Genomic DNA, 19,214 nt, shown 5'->3' with positions numbered 1-19,214 from the left:
GGGTGATGGCGGATCGACAGCACCGCCAGGAACCGCGCGTCACCCCCCGGCTCCACGACCCGGCCGGCCCGCGCGGCGAAGACGGCGGTGGACAGCCGGTCGGCGATGCCGACCTGACACTCGGCGCCGGCACCCGAGCTGACGGCCACCGCGTCGGTCAGCCGTTCGGCGGCGTCGGCCTCGGATCCGAAATAGCGGGCCGCCCCGCGCACCGGCAACACCATCAGCCCGGGCCGCAGCACCTCGGCGCGCGGCACCAGGTCGTCGACGGCGGCGACGACCGATTCGAAGAAGCGGGCGTCACGGTCCGCGTCGGCGGTCACGACGTGCAACTGCGGGCACCGCGCCGCCGCCTCCCGGCGCCGCAACCCCCGCCGCACCCCGGCCGCGCGGGCCGGCCGGGTCGTGGAGCCGGGGGGTGACGCGCGGTTCCTGGCGGTGCTGTCGATCCGCCAACTGGCCACCGAGCCGAGCCTGTGCGGCCCGGGCCGCGAGGAACTCACGGACTTGTTGTGGCGCATGGGGATTCGCACTATCGGGCAGTTCGCGGCCCTGTCGCGCGGCGACGTGGCGTCCAGGTTCGGCGCCGACGGGGTGGCCGCGCATCGGTTGGCCCGCGGCGAACCCGAGCGCGGCCCCTCCGGGCGGGAGCCGCCGGAGGAGCTCGAGGCCGTGCTGGACTGCGACCCGCCGATCGACCGGGTGGACGCCGCGGCCTTCGCCGGGCGCTCGCTGGCCGCCACGCTGCATCAGGCGCTGATGGCGGCCGGTGTCGGGTGCACCCGGCTGGCCATTCACGCCGTCACCGCGAACGGCGAAGAGCTGCACCGGGTGTGGCGGTGCGCCGAGCCGCTCACCGAGGACGCCACCGCCGACCGGGTGCGTTGGCAGCTGGACGGGTGGCTGAGCAACCGCAAGGTTCAGGACCGCCCGTCGGCCCCGGTGACGCTGCTGCGGTTGCAGGCGGTGGAGGTGGTGTCGGCGGGGGCGCTGCAGTTGCCGCTGTGGGGCGGCCTGGGGGAGGAGGACCGGCTGCGGGCCCGCCGGGCCCTGGTGCGGGTGCAGGGCCTGCTGGGCCCGGAGGCCGTGCAGGTGCCGGTGCTGTCCGGCGGCCGCGGGCCGGCCGAGCGCATCACGTTGACACCGCTGGGCGACGAGCCGGTGCCGCGGGCCGACCCGGCGTTGCCGTGGCCCGGCCAGCTGCCCGATCCGTCGCCGGCCGTGCTGCTCGACGACCCGGTGGAATTGCTGGACGGCCAGGGGGATCCGGTACGGGTGACCAACCGGGGGCTGTTCTCCGCCGACCCGGTGCGGATGGTCGGCGGCGTCCCGGGCCGCGGCGAGCGGCTGCGGTGGTGGGCCGGGCCGTGGCCGGTCGACGAGCGCTGGTGGGACCCGGGCTCCGGCGCGGCGGGGCGTACCGCCCGCGCCCAGGTCTTGCTCGAGGACGAGCGCGCGTTCCTGCTGTGCTACCGCCAGCGGCGCTGGTATCTCGAGGGCGGTTACGAATGACGAAGTCCCTCAACGTAATCGACCCGACGCAACGCCTCGGGCGTCAGATCCTTCAACGAGGCGTACCCGTCGACGGCCATGATCAGGTCCGCCTCGGCCAGCAGCGAGCGCAACACGTGCACCACGCCGTCGACGCCGCCCAGGGCCAGGCCGTAGGCGTAGGGCCGGCCGATCCCCACTGCGGTGGCCCCCATCGCAAGGGCCTTGATGACGTCGGCGCCGCTGCGCACCCCCGAGTCGAACAACACCGGCAATCCGTCGGCCGCCTCGACCACCCCGGGCAGGCAGTCCAGCGTGGGCAGGCCGCCGTTGGCCTGCCGGCCGCCGTGGTTCGAACAGTAAATGCCGTCGGCGCCAAGGTCTTTCGCGCGGCGCGCGTCGTCGGGGTGGCAGATGCCCTTGACCATCAGCGGCAGGCTGGTCTGCCCGCGCAGCCACTCCAGGTCCGACCACCGGAACGGCCCGCCGAAGATCGGCAGCTTGCGCACCGCCGCCTCGGTGGCGTCCTCGCCCGGTTGCAGGCCGGCGCGAAAGACCGGATCGCTGGTGTAGTTGGCCAGGCAGCCGCTGGGGACCTGCGGGTAGTTCCCGCCGCTCAGGTCGCGGGGCCGCCAGCCGGTGACCCAGGTGTCCAGGGTGACGGCGATGCCCTTGAACCCGGCCGCCTCGGCCCGGTGCACCAGGCTGGCGGCCATCTCGCGGTCCGGCGGCGTGTACAGCTGGAAAAAGGCCGGCGTATCGCCCAATTCGGCGGCCAGCTCCTCCATCGGGTCGGCCGTCAGCGTCCCCACGAAGAACGGCACGCCGGTGCGCGTGGAGGCCCGCACGCACGCCAGGTCGCCGTGGCCGTCCTGGGCGCACACCCCGATGACGCCGATGGGCGCCAAGAAGATCGGCGAGGGCAGCCGCACGCCGAACAGCTCGATCGACAGGTCCCGCTCGTCGGGGGCGATGCCCATCCGCGGGTACAGGCCCCAGCGTTTGAAGGCCGCGCAGTTGGCGCGCTGGGTGTGCTCGTCACCGGCGCCGCCGGCCACATAACCCAGCACCTTGGGTGTCATGGCCGCCGCCGCCTTGGCCTCCAATTCCTCGAAGCGGATGGGGTAGGGCGGCTGGTTACCGTGCAGCGATTGGTCGTACAGCTCGGTCTGGTAATCGGCGAAGGTCGGCATGGCCCGCAGGTACCCGGCGGCCGGTCGGCCAAACTACCCGTCGGCCAGCCCGCGGGCGAAGGGCCCGACCCGCTCGATGAACCGGTCGAAGAAGGCGGCCGCATCGACGTCGACGCCGATCAGCGCGTTGGGTTCGCGCCGCCCCGACCAGTCGGTCACCGTCATGGCGCGGGTCAGGGTGCCGGTCAGCTCGATGCCCACGGTGGCCGGCCGCGTCACCACCAGCTCCGGATCCAGCGCGACGGCCGCGGCCAGCGGGTCGTGCAGGTGTGCCTGGTAGCCGTGGCCGATCTCGTGATAGGCCTCCAGGTAGAACCGCATCGCGTCCTCGATCACCCGGATCAGCGGATTGGAGGCCGTCGACCGGGTGCCGGGCGCGTCCCGCTCCGACAGCGGGGCAACCGCGGTGGACCCCGCGGCGGTCGCCAGCCGCGCCAGGTGGTCCGGGGTCATGGCCACCTTGCGGGTCAGGTCCAGCCCGCACAGAATCGGAAGCTCCTGCGGCCCAGCCCCTTCGGCCGGTGCGGTCCAGGCCGCCAGGACCTCGGCCGCCGCCTCGGGGTCGACGCTGATGTTCCACTCCGCCACCGCGGTCGTGTTGCCGCGGTGATCGTAGGAGCCGCCCATGATCGCCAACCGGCGCACCAGCCGGGGCAGCGCGGGCTCGGCACGCAACGCCAGCGCCAGGTTGGTCAACGGGCCGGTCGCCACCCCGATGAGCTCACCCGGGTGTGCGCGGGCGGCACGCACCCAGGCCGCCGCCGAGTCGTAGTCGGTGAGCGGGCGCGCGCCCGGCGGCAGATCGGCGTAGCCCAATCCCCTGGGGCCGTGGACTTTCGAGGGCAACCGCAGCGGCCCGGTCAGGGTTTCGCCGGACCCCTTGGACACCGGGATCTCGGTGGCCCGGCACAGCTCCAGAAGGCCCAGGTTGTTCTCGCAGACCTGGTCGACCCCCACGTTGCCGCCGGTCGAGGCGATGCCGACGACCTCGGCTTCGGGGCTGGCCAGCAGGTACATCAACGCCAGGGCGTCGTCCACGCCGGTGTCCACGTCGACGAACACGGGAGAGGTCATTGCGTCAAAGATACCGAGGGCGCTCTAGGCTGGCATGATGCCAACGACGTCAGAGCCCCCCGAGGGAACGGATCTCGCGCCGCACTTCGACGACGTGCAGGCCCACTACGACTTGTCGGACGACTTCTTTCGGCTCTTCCTCGACCCCACCCGGACGTACAGCTGCGCCTACTTCGAGCGCGAGGACATGACGCTGGAAGAGGCGCAGATCGCCAAGATCGACCTGGCGCTGGGAAAGCTCGGGCTGCGCCCGGGTATGACGTTGCTCGACGTCGGCTGCGGCTGGGGCGCCACCATGATGCGCGCGGTCGAGAAGTACGACGTGAACGTCGTCGGCCTCACCCTGAGCCGCAACCAGGCGAATCACGTCGAGGGGCTGATCGCGCAGTCGCAAAGCCCGCGCGACATCCGGATCCTGCTTCAGGGCTGGGAGCAGTTCGACGAGCCCGTCGACCGCATCGTCAGCATCGGCGCCTTCGAGCACTTCGGGCACGAACGCTACGACGCGTTCTTCGACCTGGCCTATCGCCTGCTGCCCGACGACGGCGTCATGCTGTTGCACACCATCACCGGCCTGCACCCCCTGGAGATGGCCGAACGCGGCATGCCGCTGTCGTTCACCTTCGCCCGGTTCATCAAATTCATTGTCACCGAAATCTTTCCGGGCGGGCGGCTGCCGTCGATACCGATGGTCAAAGAACACGCCACCGCGCACGGGTTCACCGTGAGCCGCGTCCAGTCGCTGCAGCCCCACTACGCCAAGACGCTCGACATCTGGGCCGCCGCACTGCAGGCCCACCGCGACGAGGCCATCGCGGTGCAGTCCGAGGAAGTCTACGAGCGCTACATGAAATACCTGACCGGTTGTGCCGACGCGTTCCGGATCGGCTACATCGACGTCGATCAGTTCACGCTGGCGAAGTAACTACCAGTGCACCCCGGGCACCAGCCGGGCCAGCCGTTTCACCGGCCGGGGCGCGCGGATGCCGCGCGTCACCGCCCGCACGGGCCGCCGCGGCCTGCGGCGCGGCTCGGGGCGTGGCGCCGCCGGGGCCTCGGGTTCGTCCGCCGGGTGCGGGGCGAGCCCGCGCGCGGCGGCGGAATCGGGATAACCGAGGTACAGCTGGTGCAGTACCCGCCGAGATGTCTTGGGCGCGAAGTAATTTCCCGCCTCGGCGAGGGTGCCGAGCGGGGTGTCGATGCGGGCCGGCTTCTCCACCAGCCCGCGCACCACCATGGCCGCGGCCCGTTCGGGGCTGATCGCGGGCACGGGGTTGAGCCGGTGTGACGGCGCGATCATCGGGGTCGCGACCAGGGGCATGTGGATGTTGGTGAACGTGATGTGGTCCGACAGCGTCTCGGAGGCCACCACGTCGGAGAACGCGTCCAGCGCCGCCTTGGTGGGCAGGTACGAGCTGTACTTGGGGTTGCGGGCCTGCACGCCGGCGCTGGACACGTTGACGACGTGGCCGAACCGGCGTTCGCGCCAGTGCGGCAACAGGGCCAGCACCATGCGGACCGCGCCGAAGTAGTTGACCGCCATCACGCGCTCGTAGTCGTGTAGCCGGTCGGTCGAGTTGACCACCGAGCGGCGGATCGACCGGCCCGCGTTGTTGACCAGGTAGTCGACGTGCTCGAAGCGGCCCAGGATGTCCTTGATGGTGTGCTCGACCGACGCCGAATCGGTGACGTCGCAGGTGATGGCGTGCGCGTCGCCACCCTTGGCGCGGATCTCGGCGACCAGCTGGTCCAGCGCCGCGCCGTTGCGCGCCAAGGCGAACACGGTGCCGCCGCGCTCGGCGATGGCGATCGCCGACGCCCGGCCGATGCCGCTCGAGGCGCCGGTGACGATGACGTGCCGGCCGCGCAGCGCCCCCGCCGGGTCGTCACGCCGGGCACGGTCGGGGTCGAGGTGCTCGGCCCAGTAGCGCCACAGCTTGGGCGCGTAGCCGGCGAACTCGGGCACCGCGATCCCGGTGCCGCGCAGCGCGTCTCGCGTGTGCTCGTTGACGAACGTGGGCGCCAGGTCCACGACGTCGAAGATCTCGGCGGGAATGCCCAGCTGGGTGGCGGCCATGTTGCGCAGCACCCGGGCGCGCCCTCGGACATTGAGGACCGGCGCGGCCACCGCGCGGGGCAGCGAACCGCGCAGCGGCGGCAACCCGGCCGCCCGGGCGACGCCCCGGTAAATGCCGCGCAGCCCGATCGTCTTTTCGGCCGTCAGGTGGAAGGCCTGCCCGTCGCGGCCCGGCGCGTGCAGCAGCGCGACCAGCGCATCCACCACGTAATCGACGGGCACGATGTTGGTGCGCCCGGTGTCCGGCAACAGGATCGGCGTCAGCGACGGCAGCGCCGCCAGCTTGGCCAGCACGCCGAAGAAGTAGTACGGCCCGTCGACCTTGTCCATCTCGCCGGTCACTGAGTCGCCGACGACCACGGCCGGGCGATACACGCGGTAGCGCAACCCCGGTGCCGAGCGCACCAGCAGTTCGGCCTCGAACTTGGTCTGGTGATACGGGGTCGGCAGCTCCTGGCCCACGTCGAAGTCGTCCTCGGTGTACTCGCCGGGGAAGTCACCGGCCACGGCGATCGACGACACGTGGTGCAGGGTGGCGTCCAGGCGCCGCGTCAGGGCGATCACCGCGCGGGTGCCCTCGACGTTGGCGGCACGCTGCTCGGCCTCCCCGGCGGTGATGTCGTAGATCGCCGCGCAGTGCACCACGTGGTCGACATCGCCGAGCTCGGCCAGGGCCTCGTCGCTCAGCTGCAACTCGGGCAGCTCCCCGATGAGCGGGCGGGCGCGCTCACCCCAGGCCGCGGCCAGCCGTTCGAAGCGGCCGAGCGACCGCCGCCGCACCAGCACCCACACCTCGGCGTCGGGCCGCGTTGCCAGCAACCGGGACACGACGCGGCGACCGATAAACCCGGTACCGCCGGTAACGACATACCGCATGCAGACATCGTGGCGGCTGCTGACCGCGCGCGTCAACCGCGAAATCGCCGAACCCGCGGATCAGTTGTGGAAGTCGCGGATGCCGTCCCAGTCCACCAGCGTCCAGCCGGTCATCGGGTTGCCGCTGAGCACGACGCGGCCCGTGTTCGGCAGCGGGTGGCTGGTCATCAGGCTGTCCCTGACGTTCTTGGCGTTGAGCAGCGTCCACACCTCGATGGCGTACAGGTGCGAGAACACCACCGGGTTGTTGTGGCCGCTGTAGTAGATCTTGTTGACCGCCGCGGTGAACCGGTCGTTGAATTCCTTGCCGGTGCTCGACCCGGGGATGCTGTCGCCGACGTCACCCTTGAGCCAATTCGCCGGCGCCACCATGTACGTCGACGCGGCCATCGATTCCGGCTTGCCGTTGAACCAGCCCGCGTTGATCTCCTGCAGGCCCTGCACCACCTCGACCTGCTTGCCGAGCTCGGCGGCCAGCGGGGCGGCGGTCTGCTGCGCCCGGGTCATCGGGGACGCGTAGACGCTGTCGAAGTCCTTGCGGCCGAATTGATGTGCGACCTGCTCGGCCTGGCCCTTGCCCTGCGCGGTGAGGCCGGGGCCCGGGATGTCGGTGTCGATGACGCCGCTGGCGTTGGCCTCGGACTGGCCGTGCCGGATGAACGTCAGCGTGATGCTGCGCGCCTGCGGCGCTCCCGAGCCGCAACCGGCGACGAGCACCGTCGCGGCGAGCGCCACGAGCGCGACCAGCGGCGTCGTGCAAGCTCCTGCGATCCTTCTGCGCGTGGGCATGCCGAATAGCCTGCCCTGCCGACGCCGTCGGTGGGAAGGGTTTGCAATGGTTGGGGGAGAAAATCCTCGAAAGGAGCCTGCAATGGCGATTGACCCGAGTGCCGTCGGCGCGGTGACCGAACCCGTCGTGTTCGAATGGACCGACCGGGACACGTTGCTCTACGCGCTCGGCGTCGGGGCCGGCCTGGACGACCTGGCGTTCACCACCGAGAACAGCCACGACATTCCCCAACAGGTGCTCCCGACGTATGCGGTGATCTGCTGCCCCGCCTTCGGCGCGGCCGGCCTGGTGGGTTCGTTCAACTGGGCGATGCTGTTGCACGGCTCGCAGAGCATCCGGCTGCACGCGCCGCTGCCGCCGGCGGGGAAGCTGTCGGTGGTCACCGAGGTCGCCGACATCCAGGACAAGGGCGAGGGCAAGAACGCGATCTTGGTGCTGCGCGGCCGCGGTACCGACCCGGGCTCCGAGCAGCTCATCGCCGAGACGCTGACCACGCTGGTCATCCGGGGCGAGGGCGGCTTCGGGGGGTCGCCGGGCCAGCGGCCGATCGCCCCGGAGTTCCCGGACCGCGAGCCCGACGCGCGGATCCCGCTGCCCACCCGCGAGGACCAGGCGCTGATCTACCGGCTCTCCGGTGACCGCAACCCGCTGCACAGCGACCCCTGGTTCGCCCGGGAGCTGGCCGGCTTCCCCAAGCCGATCCTGCACGGCCTGTGCAGCTACGGCGTCGCCGGCCGAGCGTTGGTCGCCGAGCTGGGTGGGGGCACCGCCGCCAACGTCACCTCGATCGCGTCGCGGTTCACCTCGCCGGTGTTCCCCGGGGAGACGCTGACGACGCTGATCTGGCGCACCGAGCCGGGCAAGGCCGTGTTCCGGACCGAGGCGTCCGGAGCCGACGGCGCCGACGCGCGGGTGGTGCTCGACGACGGCGCGGTGGAGTACGTCGGCGGCTGAGCCGGGGCCTCAGCCGTCGCGGGCCTCGAGTTCGGCCGCCAGCCGGTCGGTGAACTCCGCGGCCCGCGCCGGGCTGTCCAGGGCGTAGCGCGCGGCGGTGGGCCGGTCGCCATCGTCGTTGTGCCGCACCACGATCGGCACGCCATCCGTGCGCACCGCGTCGAACGCGTCCTCGTCGGTGATGTCGTCACCGAGGTAGACCGGCGTCAGCGCGCCGCTGTGTCGATGGCCGCGACCCGGTTGTGTCCGCTCCGCGGCGCTCGCGATCCCCGCGGAGCCGGCCGTACGCAGGTGCTCGATCACCCAGCGCAGCGTCTTGCCCTTGTCCCAGTCCAGGTCCGGGCGCAGCTCGATGACCTCGCGGCCGGTGGTGACCCGCAGCTCGTCGCGGCGGCCCGCCGCCCGCACCGCGGCCGCCACCTCACCGACCCGGTCGCGTGCGGCGTTGCGGTAGTGCACCGCGACCCCGAAGCGCTTGTGCTCCACCGCGATTCCCGGAATCTCGGCGAGCCGGTCCCGTAGGGCCGCCGCCGCCTGCGCCAGCACGTCGATCGCCGCCGCCGCGGCCTCGTTCTGGTGATGCGACCCGTCGGGCGCCGTCAGCTCGAAACCGTGGCTGCCCGCGTACCAGATCCCCGGCACGCCAACGCGTTTGGTCACGTCGGCGAGGTCGCGGCCGGACAGCACCGCGACCGGGCAGTGTGCGGCCAGCCGGGCCAGCGCCCGGGTGGCGCCCGGCACCGGGACCGCGGCGTCCGGATCGTCGACGATGTCGGACAGCGTGCCGTCGAAGTCGAAGAAGACCGCCGGCCGCCGGGTCGCGAGGCCGTCGAGGGCGTCCAGCGCGTCGGGCAGCTCGGACATGCGCCGGTCGTCGGTGCGCACCGTGACGTCGCCGGGCCCGGCCACCACCGCGTCGGCGCCGGCGTCGCGCAGCGCGTCACCGCGCCCGCCCCGGTCGACGCCGATCACCCACGCGAACCCGTCGGCGCGCGCGGCCGCGACGGTCGCGGGGTCGGCGGCGAGCACGACGGCGCGGCCCGGCCGCACGCCCAGCCGCTCGGCCGCCGCGCGCGGCGCCTGGCCCGCGGGGACGACCGCGGTCGCCAGCCCGGGCAGCGGCGGGGCGTCGCCGACGGCCGCGTCGAACAGCACGGCGTCGTGGCGGCGCGGGTCGATGACGAGCGGCTCGGAGGTGCCCACGACCAACCTTCTCACGGCCGCGGCGGGGGTCAGTGCCGGGCTTGCCCCGGCGGAAAGGGGTGCGGCCGTGGGGCGCCGGGCGCCGGGCGCTTGGGCCGCCGCCGCCGACGCTCCCCGAATAGCAGCACCGAGTCCGCGCTGAGCGCGACCAGCCGCGCCATGCCGAGTTCGATACCGGCGGCCAGCTGCGCGACGTCGAAGGCGGCGCCGCTGCGCTGGCCGCCCTCGGCGGTGACGCCGAAGACCAGCTCGTCGCCGTAGCTGAGCACCGCGACGCCGGTGCTCAGCGCCACGGCCGTCGGGGGGATCGGCAGCAGCCGCTCCAGCGTCTGGCCCAGCACGCGCAGCCGGCGCCGCGGCCCGGCCGCGCTGGTGGCCAGCGTGACGATGCCGCGCTGCGGCAACAAGGACAGCAGCTGCAGGACGCCGCCGCGCACCACGGGGGGCAGCGCGTTGATCGCCGACTCGACGGGGCCCGCGGCGGTGGGCTCGCCGGCCTGCCGGCGGGTGTGCACCGTGCGCAGCCGCTGCACCGGGTCGTCGTGCTCGACGGGCAGGTAGGACAGCAACGCCGAGCGGAGCGGCATCGGCGCCAGGGTGCGCAGCGAGTCGGCCCGCGGCTCCTCGCCGCGCCCGAGCAGCGCCGTCCGGAACCCGTCGGTGACGGCGGCCAGGGCGACGTCGTTGGCGGTGACGCCGAACTTGCGGCACACGCTGTCGACGTCGGCGATGGGCACCCGCACGGTGTCGTAGCGCCGCGGGGCGGCGGCGCCCGGAGCGACCGAGGCCGCCCGCGCGCCGGTGCGCATTCCCCGCGCGAAGCCGCCGAGAAAGCCCCCGAGGACGCCGTCGGTGACGGTGTTGGCCGCCGAGGTGGCGCGCCACAGCGCTCCTACCCAGCCGGACCGCTCGGGCGACGACGGCGAAGGTCGCTGTGGCGCAGCATCAGTGGCGAAGACGTCACCGTCGGTGTCGTCGCAGAGGCGGGTCAGCAACTGGGCCGCGGAGTTGCCGCCGAGCAGGCCATGATGGGTTTTCATCAGGATCGCCCACCGGTTGCCCCGCAGGCCCTCGATGATCCAGCACTCCCAGGGCGGGCGGTCGGGGTCGAGCGGCCGCTCGCAGGCACGGGCGATGGCGCCGGACAACTCGGCCTCGTCGCCGGGCCTGGGAATGGCCGCCCGATGCACGTGCCGGGCGAGGTCGAAGTCGGGGTCGGCGAGCCACTCCTGGCCCGCCACGCTGCACCGCAGCACCTGGGTGCAGCGCGGTGTTTGGCGAACCCGTTCGGCCAGAAGCCTTGTGAGCCGGCCGAATTCGGGCATAGCGCCGTTGACGATGGCGACCGCGCCGACCGTCAGGCTGGCGTGCTGCTCGGGGTCGTGCGCTCGCAGGAATGCCGTATCCACCGTTTGCGCCATGCTGTGTTCCCGCCGTCACCGTCTTCGCCCGCAGTACCAGTCTCTGGTACGGACCCGCGCGACCGTAAGCCTCGCCGCGTTAAAAGCGTGTTTAGGAGTTGAAGATCGGTTTAACAACCATTGTCGGCAGCGGTGGTTAAATCGAACATAGGTTCGATAGGCTGTGGGCGTGGATTGGTTCAACGGCGACTTCACCTGGTCCGAGATGGAGCGGGTGCTCGACGGCAAGCCGCGCCATGCCGGCGCGCCGGCGGATCGGCCCCTGACCCCCGAGGCGGAGGCGCCCCTGTCGCGGGGACGCGGCAGGTACCGGCCGCCGCCGGCCCGCCCGTCGGCCGCGCCGGCCCTGCCGTACGCCGAGCTGCACGCGCATTCGGCGTTCAGTTTCCTCGACGGGGCCAGCACGCCGGAGGAACTGGTCGAGGAGGCCGCCCGGCTGGGCCTGCGGGCCCTGGCGCTCACCGACCACGACGGGCTCTACGGCGCCGTGCGATTCGCCGAGGCGGCCGCGGAGCTGGCCCTGGACACCGTGTTCGGCGCCGAGTTGTCGTTGGGGGCGGGCGCCCGCACCGAGGTGCCCGATCCGCCCGGCCCGCACCTGCTGGTGCTGGCGCGGGGCCCGGAGGGGTATCGCCGGCTGTCGCGGCAGCTGGCCGCCGCGCACCTGGCCGGCGGCGAAAAGGGCAAGCCGCGCTACGACCTCGACGCGCTGACCGAGGCCGCCGGCGGCCACTGGCACATCCTGACGGGTTGCCGGAAAGGGCAGGTGCGCCAGGCGTTGTGCGACGGCGGCCCGGACGCGGCGGGGCGGGCGCTGGCCGACCTGGTGGACCGGTTCGGCGCCGATCGGGTCAGCGTCGAGTTGACCCGGCACGGCCACCCGCGCGACGACGAGCGCAACGCCGTGCTGGCCGGGCTGGCGCCGCGGTTCGGGGTCGGCGTTGTCGCCACCACCGGCGCGCACTTCGCGCACCCCTCGCGCGGTCGGTTGGCAATGGCGATGGGCGCCATCCGCGCCCGGGAGTCCCTGGATTCGGCGGCCGGGTGGCTGGCCCCGCTGGGCGGCGCGCACCTGCGCTCCGGCGCCGAGATGGCGCGGATGTTCGCCCGGCACCCGGCCGCGGTGACCGCGGCGGCCGAGCTGGGCGAGCAGTGCGCGTTCGGCCTGTCGCTCATCGCGCCACAGCTACCGCCCTTCGACGTGCCCGCCGGGCACACCGAGGACAGCTGGCTGCGGCACCTGACCATGACCGGGGCGCGCGGCCGCTACGGCACTCCCGACGACGCCCCGCGCGCGTACTCCCAGATCGAACACGAGCTGAAAGTCATTGCCCAGCTGAAGTTTCCGGGCTACTTCCTGGTGGTGCACGACATCGCCCGGTTCTGCCGGGACAACAACATCCTGTGCCAGGGCAGGGGCTCGGCGGCCAACTCCGCGGTCTGTTACGCCATGGGGGTCACCGCCGTCGACCCGGTGGCCAACGAGTTGTTGTTCGAGCGGTTCCTCTCGCCGGCCCGCGACGGGCCGCCCGACATCGACATGGACATCGAATCCGACCAGCGCGAAAAGGTCATCCAATACGTCTACGACAAATACGGTCGCGACTACGCCGCGCAGGTCGCCAACGTCATCACCTACCGCGGCAAGATCGCCGTCCGCGACATGGCCCGCGCGCTGGGGTTCTCGCAGGGCCAGCAGGACGCGTGGAGCAAGCACATCAACCACTGGAACGGGCGGCCCGAGTCGCCCGACGTCGAAGACATCCCCCCGCAGGTGATCGACCTGGCCAATCAGATCCGTAACCTGCCGCGACACATGGGCATTCACTCCGGGGGCATGGTGATCTGCGACCGGCCGATCGCCGACGTGTGCCCCGTGGAATGGGCGCGCATGGAGAACCGCAGCGTCCTGCAGTGGGACAAAGACGACTGCGCGGCAATAGGTTTGGTGAAGTTCGACCTGCTGGGGCTGGGCATGCTCTCGGCGTTGCACTACGCGATCGACCTGGTGGCCGAGCACAAGGGCATCAACGTGGACCTGGCCAAGCTCGACCTGTCCGAGCCGGCGGTGTACGAGATGTTGCAGCGCGCCGATTCCGTCGGCGTGTTCCAGGTGGAGTCGCGCGCGCAGATGGCCACGCTGCCAAGGCTGCGGCCGCGGATCTTCTACGACCTGGTGGTCGAGGTCGCGCTGATTCGCCCCGGCCCCATCCAGGGCGGCTCGGTGCACCCCTACATCCGGCGCCGCAACGGCCTCGACCCGATAGTCTACGACCACCCGTCCATGGAGCCCGCGTTGCGAAAGACGTTGGGAGTTCCGCTGTTTCAGGAACAGTTGATGCAGCTCGCCGTCGACTGCGCCGGGTTCTCCGCCGCCGAGGCCGACCAGCTGCGCCGCGCCATGGGGTCCAAGCGGTCCACCGAACGGATGCGGCGGCTGCGCAGCCGGTTCTACGACGGGATGCGCGCCCTGCACGGCGCCCCCGACGACGTGATCGACCGCACCTACGAGAAGCTGGAGGCCTTCGCCAACTTCGGGTTCCCGGAAAGCCACGCGCTGTCCTTTGCGTCGCTGGTGTTCTATTCGTCGTGGTTCAAGCTGCACCACCCGGCGGCGTTCTGCGCGGCGCTGCTGCGCGCGCAGCCGATGGGTTTCTACTCGCCGCAGACGCTGGTGGCCGACGCACGTCGGCACGGCGTGACGGTGCACGGACCGGACGTCAACGCCAGCCTGGCGCACGCCACCCTCGAGAACGCGGGGACGGAGGTCCGCATCGGGCTGGGCGCGGTGCGCCACATCGGTGACGACCTCGCCGAGCGGCTGGTCGAGGAGAGAAACATCAACGGCCCCTTCACCTGTCTGCTGGATCTGACCACCCGGCTGCAGCTGTCCGTGCCGCAAACCGAGGCTTTGGCGACGGCCGGGGCGTTCACCTGCTTCTCGATGTCGCGGCGCGAGGCGTTGTGGGCCGCCGGGGCGGCGGCCACCCAACGGCCGGACCGGTTGCCCGGCGTGGGCTCGTCGTCCCACGTCCCGGCGCTGCCCGGGATGAGCGAGCTGGAACTGGCCGCCGCCGACGTGTGGGCCACCGGCGTCTCCCCGGACAGCTATCCGACGCAGTTCCTGCGGGCCGACCTGGACGCGCTGGGGGTGGTGCCCGCCGGCGAGCTGGGCGCGGTGCCCGACGGCGACCGCGTGTTGATCGCCGGGGCGGTGACGCACCGGCAGCGGCCCGGTACCGCGCAGGGGGTGACGTTTCTCAACCTCGAGGACGAGACCGGGATGGTCAATGTGCTCTGCACGCCGGGGGTATGGGCGCGGCACCGCAAGCTGGCCAACACGGCGCCGGCGCTGCTGGTGCGCGGACAGCTGCAAAACGCCAGCGGCGCGATCACCGTCGTCGCCGAGCGGTTGGGCCGCGTCACCTTGTCGGTGGCGTCGAAGTCCCGCGACTTCCGGTAATTGCCGATCGTCGCCCGAACCAACAGCTGCTGCACGGCGTAGCACCGACATGAACTTCGCGTTGGCCCGCCATTGCGCTGCAATATTAGGATGTGCTGCGGCACTGATTTTTCCCACCGCGGCTGCCAACGCTGATTCGCCCGACCCGCATCAGCCGGACATGACCAAGGGCTTCTGCCCGGGCGATCGATGGGGGTACGGAACTTTGGCCGTGTGCGACGGCGAAAAGTACCCGGATGGGTCGTTTTGGCACCAGTGGCTTAAGAGCTCGATAGGTGGCCCGCAGTTCCACTACGACTGTGTCGGCGGCGACGAACCTCTCCCGGCGCCCCCACCGCCCGGCGGCTGTGCCGGGGCGATTCCGCCGGATCAGCCGGCCCCGCCCCCGAGCTGACCTTCTAGGCTCTCCTGTCATGACCCTCAACCTGTCCTTCGACGAAGTGCTCACCACCACCCGCTCGGTGCGCAAGCGCCTCGACTTCGACAAACCGGTGCCCCGCGAGGTTTTGATGGAGTGCCTCGAGCTGGCGCTGCAGGCCCCCACCGGATCCAACTCGCAGGGCTGGCAATGGGTGTTCGTCGAAGACGCGGAGAAGAAGAAGGCGATCGGCGATGTCTACCTCGCCAACGCCCGCGCCTATCTCAGCCTGCCCACCGCCAAGTACGCCGAGGGCGACACCCGCGCCGAGCGGATGGACAAGGTCAAGGACTCGGCGGTGTACCTCGCCGAGCACATGCACGAGGCGCCCGTGCTGCTGATCCCCTGCATCTACGGTCGCGAGGAGAAGCAGCCGCTGGGCGGGGTGTCGTTCTGGGCGTCGTTGTTCCCGGCGGTGTGGAGCTTCTGCCTGGCGCTGCGCTCGCGCGGGCTGGGCTCCTGCTGGACCACCCTGCACCTGGTCAACGACGGCGAAAAGCAGGTCGCCGACGTGCTGGGCATCCCGCACGACAAGTACAGCCAGGGCGGGCTGTTCCCCATCGCCTACACCAAGGGCACCGATTTCCGCCCGGCCAAGCGGGTGCCCGCCGAGCAGCTCACCCACTGGAATTCGTGGTGAGCTACCGCCCCGCCCCGTCGTAGCCGTGTTGGCGCCACGCCTCGTAGGCGGCGACCGCGGCCGCGTTGGACAGATTCAGTGAGCGCCGGCCCGGCAGCATCGGGATGCGCACCTGCGCGCTGATGTGCTCGTCGGCCAGCGTCGCGGCGTCCAGGCCGGTGGGTTCCGGGCCGAACATGAGCACGTCGCCCGGCCGGTAGGAGACGTCGGCGAAGGGCGTTGGCGCGTGCGAGGTGAACGCGAACACCCGCGCCGGCATCAGCGCCGCCCAGGCGGCCGGCAGCGAGGCGTGCACGGTGACCGAGGCCAGGTCGTGGTAGTCCAGCCCGGCCCGGCGCAACTTGGGCTCGGACAGATCGAATCCCAGCGGCTCCACCAGGTGCAGCTCGCTGCCGGTGGCCGCCGCCGTCCGGATGGCGTTGCCCGTGTTGGGCGGGATGCGCGGGGAGTAGAAGAGCAACCGGAACACAACTGGCCATCCTCACACGGCGATAATGGCCGCATGGTCGAGCAGAGCCTGTGGATGCGGAAGGTCGCTGCCGACCCCGGCCATTCGGACTGGTACATCGAGCGCTTCCGCGCGATGGCCCGGGCCGGCGCCGACCTCGACGGCGAGGCCCGCTTCGTCGACGCCATGGCGCCGCGCGGCGCGCGGATCCTCGACGCCGGCTGCGGCCCGGGCCGGTTGGGCGGCTACCTGGCCGCGGCCGGCCACCGGGTGGTCGGCGTCGACGTCGACCCGGCGCTGATTCGGGCCGCTGAGCAGGACCATCCCGGCCCGCGCTGGCTCGTCGGCGACCTCGCCGAGCTCGACCTGCCCGCCCGCGGCGACGCCGACCTGGCCGAACCGTTCGACGTCATCGTGTCGGCCGGCAACGTCATGACCTTCCTCGCCCCGAGCACCCGGGTGCGGGTCCTGGGCCGGCTGCGCGCCCACCTCGCCGGCGACGGCCGCGCGGCGATCGGCTTCGGCGCGGGCCGCGACTACCCGTTCGCGGCGTTTCTCGACGACGCCGCGGCCGCCGGGCTCACCCCCGAGTTGTTGCTCGCCACCTGGGACCTGCGGCCGTTCACCGACGACTCCGATTTCCTCGTCGCCGTGCTGCGGCCCGCCTGAGCCCGGGGCCGCCGAGACCGCATCGTTGCAGCTATCCGGGGTAACGATTCTGGTGGGCCGGGGCTTGGGCTGTCATACTCGTCGGATTGCCACGTCAACACGCACGCACCGATCTGGCGCGAGGCGGGGGAAATAACGCAGGAAGTTCCATGAGCCTCTCGTTTCTTGCAGCGCTCGGTGCCGGCGCAGCGGCCGGTCGTCCGGCGGCGATGCCATGACCATGTTCGCCCGCCCGGCCGCGGCCGAGGCGGCGCCGTCCGAGCCGGCGCCCCCGGCCGCCGCGGCGGCGCCCGCCAAACGCCCGCCCGCCTGGTCGCCGAGCAACTGGCCGGTGCGCTGGAAGGTGCTGGCGATCGTGCTGGTGCCGCTGGTGCTGGCGACGGTGTTCGGGGCGCTGCGGATCAAGGACGAGATGGCCGACTCCGCCGGCCTCAAGCTGGCCGCCGCCCGCGCCGACGTGGTCCCGGTGCTCACCAAATACATGTCCGCCCTGGACGTGGCGCTCCTGGCCAGCTCCACCGGCCGCGACGCCGACGGGGCCAAGCGGAACTACGAGGCGCGCAAGTCCGAGCTGCAGACCCGCCTCGACGACACCGACGTCAGCGCCGACGTCCGCACCGGCGTGACCAACCTGCTCGACGGCGGGCAGCTGCTGGTGAACAAGGCGGCCGACCCGGCCCTGGGCCTGCGCGAAAGGGTGACCCTGTACGCCCCGATCCTGCTGACGGCCGAGAACGTCATCAACGCGTCGGTCCGCGTCGACGACGAAAAGGTGCGCACCCAGGCGCAGGGTCTGAGCCGGGCGGTCGGGGCGCGCGGGCAGATGACGATGCAGAAGATCCTCGTCACCCGCGGCGGCGAGCTGCCCGAGCCGCAACTGCGGACCGCGATGATCACCCTGGCGGGCACCGAACCGTCGACCCTGTTCGGCATGACCGAGGTGCTCGGCGCCGGGTCGGCGGACGCCAAGACGCTGCAGCAGCAACTCGTGAGCCGGATGGCGATCATGTCCGACCCGGCCAGCGTGCTGGTCGACAACGCCGACCTGCTCCGTTCGCTGCAGACCACCGACGACATCGCTGCCCAGGTGATCCAGGACGCCAGCGCCGCGGTGACCAGGTCCGTGCACGCCCAGGCCGCCGAGCGGCGTGACGCGGCGGTCCTCGACGCCACCGTGGTGCTGGTCGCCATCGCGATCGCCGTCATCGTGGTGCTGCTGGTCGCCCGCGCGCTGGTGCGCCCGCTGCGGGTGCTGCGCGACGGCGCCCTGCGGGTCGCCCACACCGACTTGGAGGCCGAGATCGCGCGGGTCAAGGCCGGCGGCGCCGAACCGACGCCCGAGCCGCTGCCCGTCTACACCACCGAGGAGATCGGCCAGGTCGCCCACGCCGTCGACGAGCTGCACACCCAGGCGCTGCTGCTGGCCGGCGACGAGGCGCGGCTGCGGTTGCTGGTCAACGACATGTTCGAGACCATGTCGCGGCGCAGCCGCTCGTTGGTCGACCAGCAGCTGGCGCTCATCGACCGGCTGGAGCGCAACGAGGAGGACCCCGAGCGCCTGGACAACCTGTTCCGCCTCGACCACCTGGCGGCCCGGCTGCGCCGCAACAGCGCCAACCTGCTGGTCCTGGCCGGCGCGCAGCTCGCCCGCGACCAGCGCGACCCGGTGCCGCTGGCGACCGTGCTGAACGCCGCGGTGTCGGAGGTGGAGGACTACCGGCGCGTCGAGATCGCCGGGCTGCCGGACCGCGCCCTGCTCGGCGCGACGGCCGGTGGCGCCATCCACCTGTTCGCGGAGCTGATCGACAACGCGCTGCGCTATTCGCCGCCGGCGACGTCGGTGCGGGTCTCGGCGGCGCCCGGCGGCGACGGGGGCATCGTGGTGCGCGTCGCCGACGCCGGCCTGGGCATGAACGACGCCGACCGGCGCATCGCCAACATGCGCCTGCAGGCCGGCGGCGGCGCCAACCCTGACGGCACCCCCGAGCCCACTCCCGAGAACGCCCGCCACATGGGCCTGTTCGTGGTCGGCCGGATCGCCGCCCGGCACGGCATCCGGGTGGGGCTGCGCGGCCCCGCCGCGCACGAAGCGGGCACCGGCACCACCGCGGAGATCTACCTGCCGCCCGAGGTGCTCGAGGGCGCCGCGCAGGACGCCGGGCCCCGCCACATCCGGTCCGTCTCCTCGCCCAGCGCCAAGCTCGCCAGCGGCCGTCCCGACGCGCCGGCGCCGCAGCCGGACACGCCCGGCCGGCACGAGAGCCGGCCGCAGGAAGCCCCGCAGCCCGACGAGCCGGCCGCCCGCAACGGCGCCCGCCCCCCGATCACGCTGCTGCCGCGCCGCAACCCGGGGACCAGCGGCATCACCGAGGTACCGGAGCAACCGGCCGCGCCGCTGCCGCGCCTGCCCCGGCGCGAGGCGCCGCCCCGGAAGTTGCAGCCGTCGAACACCACCCGCTCGGTGCGCAGCCCCCGCAGCTCGTGGGTGAAGTCGCGG

At 72.3% G+C, this 19,214-nt stretch carries 13 protein-coding genes and 2 pseudogenes; 7 read left to right on the top strand and 8 right to left on the bottom strand.

Annotated elements, in window-relative coordinates:
* A pseudogene (locus A5700_RS18880) lies at positions 1–380 on the bottom strand (DNA polymerase Y family protein); the annotation flags it as partial.
* A 4-nt stretch (positions 381–384) separates the two neighbouring features.
* Here A5700_RS18880 and A5700_RS18875 point away from each other — a divergent pair.
* Positions 385–1,512 (top strand): annotated as a pseudogene (locus A5700_RS18875) (DNA polymerase Y family protein); the annotation flags it as partial.
* Here A5700_RS18875 and A5700_RS18870 read toward each other — a convergent pair.
* Both A5700_RS18870 and A5700_RS18865 read right to left on the bottom strand, forming a co-directional pair.
* The gene (locus tag A5700_RS18870) at positions 1,503–2,684 is read right to left on the bottom strand and encodes an alpha-hydroxy-acid oxidizing protein (protein ID WP_068071631.1); all 1,182 of its coding nucleotides are present in this window, start codon (positions 2,682–2,684) and stop codon (positions 1,503–1,505) included. The pseudogene A5700_RS18875 and the gene A5700_RS18870 overlap by 10 nt on opposite strands.
* A gap of 33 nt (positions 2,685–2,717) precedes the next feature.
* Complete coding sequence (locus A5700_RS18865; RefSeq protein WP_068071629.1) at positions 2,718–3,758, bottom strand: nucleoside hydrolase; 1,041 nt, start codon at positions 3,756–3,758, stop codon at positions 2,718–2,720.
* A gap of 37 nt (positions 3,759–3,795) precedes the next feature.
* On the opposite strand from A5700_RS18865, the gene cmaA1 reads away from it, so the two are divergent.
* Positions 3,796–4,683, top strand: coding sequence for a cyclopropane mycolic acid synthase CmaA1 (cmaA1, locus tag A5700_RS18860; protein WP_068071635.1), 888 nt, complete (start codon positions 3,796–3,798; stop codon positions 4,681–4,683).
* Here cmaA1 and A5700_RS18855 read toward each other — a convergent pair whose 3' ends face one another.
* Both A5700_RS18855 and A5700_RS18850 read right to left on the bottom strand, forming a co-directional pair.
* Positions 4,684–6,711: an SDR family oxidoreductase gene (locus A5700_RS18855; protein WP_068071627.1), complete on the bottom strand. Its 2,028-nt coding sequence runs from the start codon at positions 6,709–6,711 to the stop codon at positions 4,684–4,686.
* A 60-nt stretch (positions 6,712–6,771) separates the two neighbouring features.
* Complete coding sequence (locus A5700_RS18850; RefSeq protein WP_068071625.1) at positions 6,772–7,500, bottom strand: histidine phosphatase family protein; 729 nt, start codon at positions 7,498–7,500, stop codon at positions 6,772–6,774.
* An 82-nt stretch (positions 7,501–7,582) separates the two neighbouring features.
* Here A5700_RS18850 and A5700_RS18845 point away from each other — a divergent pair, with 82 nt between their 5' ends.
* On the top strand, positions 7,583–8,455 hold the full coding sequence (locus tag A5700_RS18845) for a MaoC/PaaZ C-terminal domain-containing protein (protein ID WP_068071623.1): 873 nt from the start codon (positions 7,583–7,585) through the stop codon (positions 8,453–8,455).
* 9 nt (positions 8,456–8,464) lie between these two features.
* Here the strand turns inward: A5700_RS18845 and otsB are convergent, their stop codons facing one another.
* A complete protein-coding gene (otsB, locus tag A5700_RS18840) occupies positions 8,465–9,658 on the bottom strand; it encodes a trehalose-phosphatase (RefSeq protein WP_156671295.1) in 1,194 nt (397 codons plus the stop codon).
* Positions 9,659–9,687: 29 nt separating this feature from the next.
* Positions 9,688–11,079, bottom strand: a complete 1,392-nt coding sequence (locus A5700_RS18835; RefSeq protein ID WP_068071619.1) for a wax ester/triacylglycerol synthase domain-containing protein — start codon at positions 11,077–11,079, stop codon at positions 9,688–9,690.
* Positions 11,080–11,248: 169 nt separating this feature from the next.
* Here A5700_RS18835 and A5700_RS18830 point away from each other — a divergent pair, with 169 nt between their 5' ends.
* Complete coding sequence (locus A5700_RS18830) at positions 11,249–14,542, top strand: error-prone DNA polymerase (protein ID WP_068071633.1); 3,294 nt, start codon at positions 11,249–11,251, stop codon at positions 14,540–14,542.
* 413 nt (positions 14,543–14,955) lie between these two features.
* The gene (locus tag A5700_RS18825) at positions 14,956–15,600 is read left to right on the top strand and encodes a nitroreductase family protein (protein WP_068071617.1); all 645 of its coding nucleotides are present in this window, start codon (positions 14,956–14,958) and stop codon (positions 15,598–15,600) included.
* A gap of 1 nt (position 15,601) precedes the next feature.
* On the opposite strand, the gene A5700_RS18820 is transcribed toward A5700_RS18825, so the two are convergent.
* Complete coding sequence (locus A5700_RS18820) at positions 15,602–16,069, bottom strand: tRNA (cytidine(34)-2'-O)-methyltransferase (protein ID WP_068071615.1); 468 nt, start codon at positions 16,067–16,069, stop codon at positions 15,602–15,604.
* Between the two features lie 33 nt (positions 16,070–16,102).
* On the opposite strand from A5700_RS18820, the gene A5700_RS18815 reads away from it, so the two are divergent.
* Both A5700_RS18815 and A5700_RS18810 read left to right on the top strand, forming a co-directional pair.
* Positions 16,103–16,717 (top strand): bifunctional 2-polyprenyl-6-hydroxyphenol methylase/3-demethylubiquinol 3-O-methyltransferase UbiG, encoded by a 615-nt coding sequence (locus A5700_RS18815; protein ID WP_068071613.1) that lies wholly within the window; start codon positions 16,103–16,105, stop codon positions 16,715–16,717.
* Between the two features lie 214 nt (positions 16,718–16,931).
* Positions 16,932–19,214 (top strand): ATP-binding protein (locus tag A5700_RS18810; protein WP_156671294.1); only part of this gene is annotated, 2,283 nt, incomplete at its 3' end.

Source organism: Mycobacterium sp. E1214, assembly GCF_001666755.1.
Lineage (GTDB): Bacteria > Actinomycetota > Actinomycetes > Mycobacteriales > Mycobacteriaceae > Mycobacterium.
Note: the sequence above shows the minus strand (reverse complement) of the source record. Positions and strands in the feature narration are given on the sequence as shown.

Bases quoted from the DNA above. Each gene is read 5' to 3' on its own strand.
- A5700_RS18815 (WP_068071613.1), top strand. From the start codon at position 16,103: ATGGTCGAGCAGAGCCTGTGGATGCGGAAGGTCGCTGCCGACCCCGGC.
- A5700_RS18870 (WP_068071631.1), bottom strand. From the start codon at position 2,684: ATGCCGACCTTCGCCGATTACCAGACCGAGCTGTACGACCAATCGCTG.
- cmaA1 (WP_068071635.1), top strand. From the start codon at position 3,796: ATGCCAACGACGTCAGAGCCCCCCGAGGGAACGGATCTCGCGCCGCAC.
- A5700_RS18865 (WP_068071629.1), bottom strand. From the start codon at position 3,758: ATGACCTCTCCCGTGTTCGTCGACGTGGACACCGGCGTGGACGACGCC.
- A5700_RS18845 (WP_068071623.1), top strand. From the start codon at position 7,583: ATGGCGATTGACCCGAGTGCCGTCGGCGCGGTGACCGAACCCGTCGTG.
- A5700_RS18855 (WP_068071627.1), bottom strand. From the start codon at position 6,711: ATGCGGTATGTCGTTACCGGCGGTACCGGGTTTATCGGTCGCCGCGTC.
- A5700_RS18825 (WP_068071617.1), top strand. From the start codon at position 14,956: ATGACCCTCAACCTGTCCTTCGACGAAGTGCTCACCACCACCCGCTCG.
- A5700_RS18850 (WP_068071625.1), bottom strand. From the start codon at position 7,500: ATGCCCACGCGCAGAAGGATCGCAGGAGCTTGCACGACGCCGCTGGTC.
- A5700_RS18835 (WP_068071619.1), bottom strand. From the start codon at position 11,079: ATGGCGCAAACGGTGGATACGGCATTCCTGCGAGCGCACGACCCCGAG.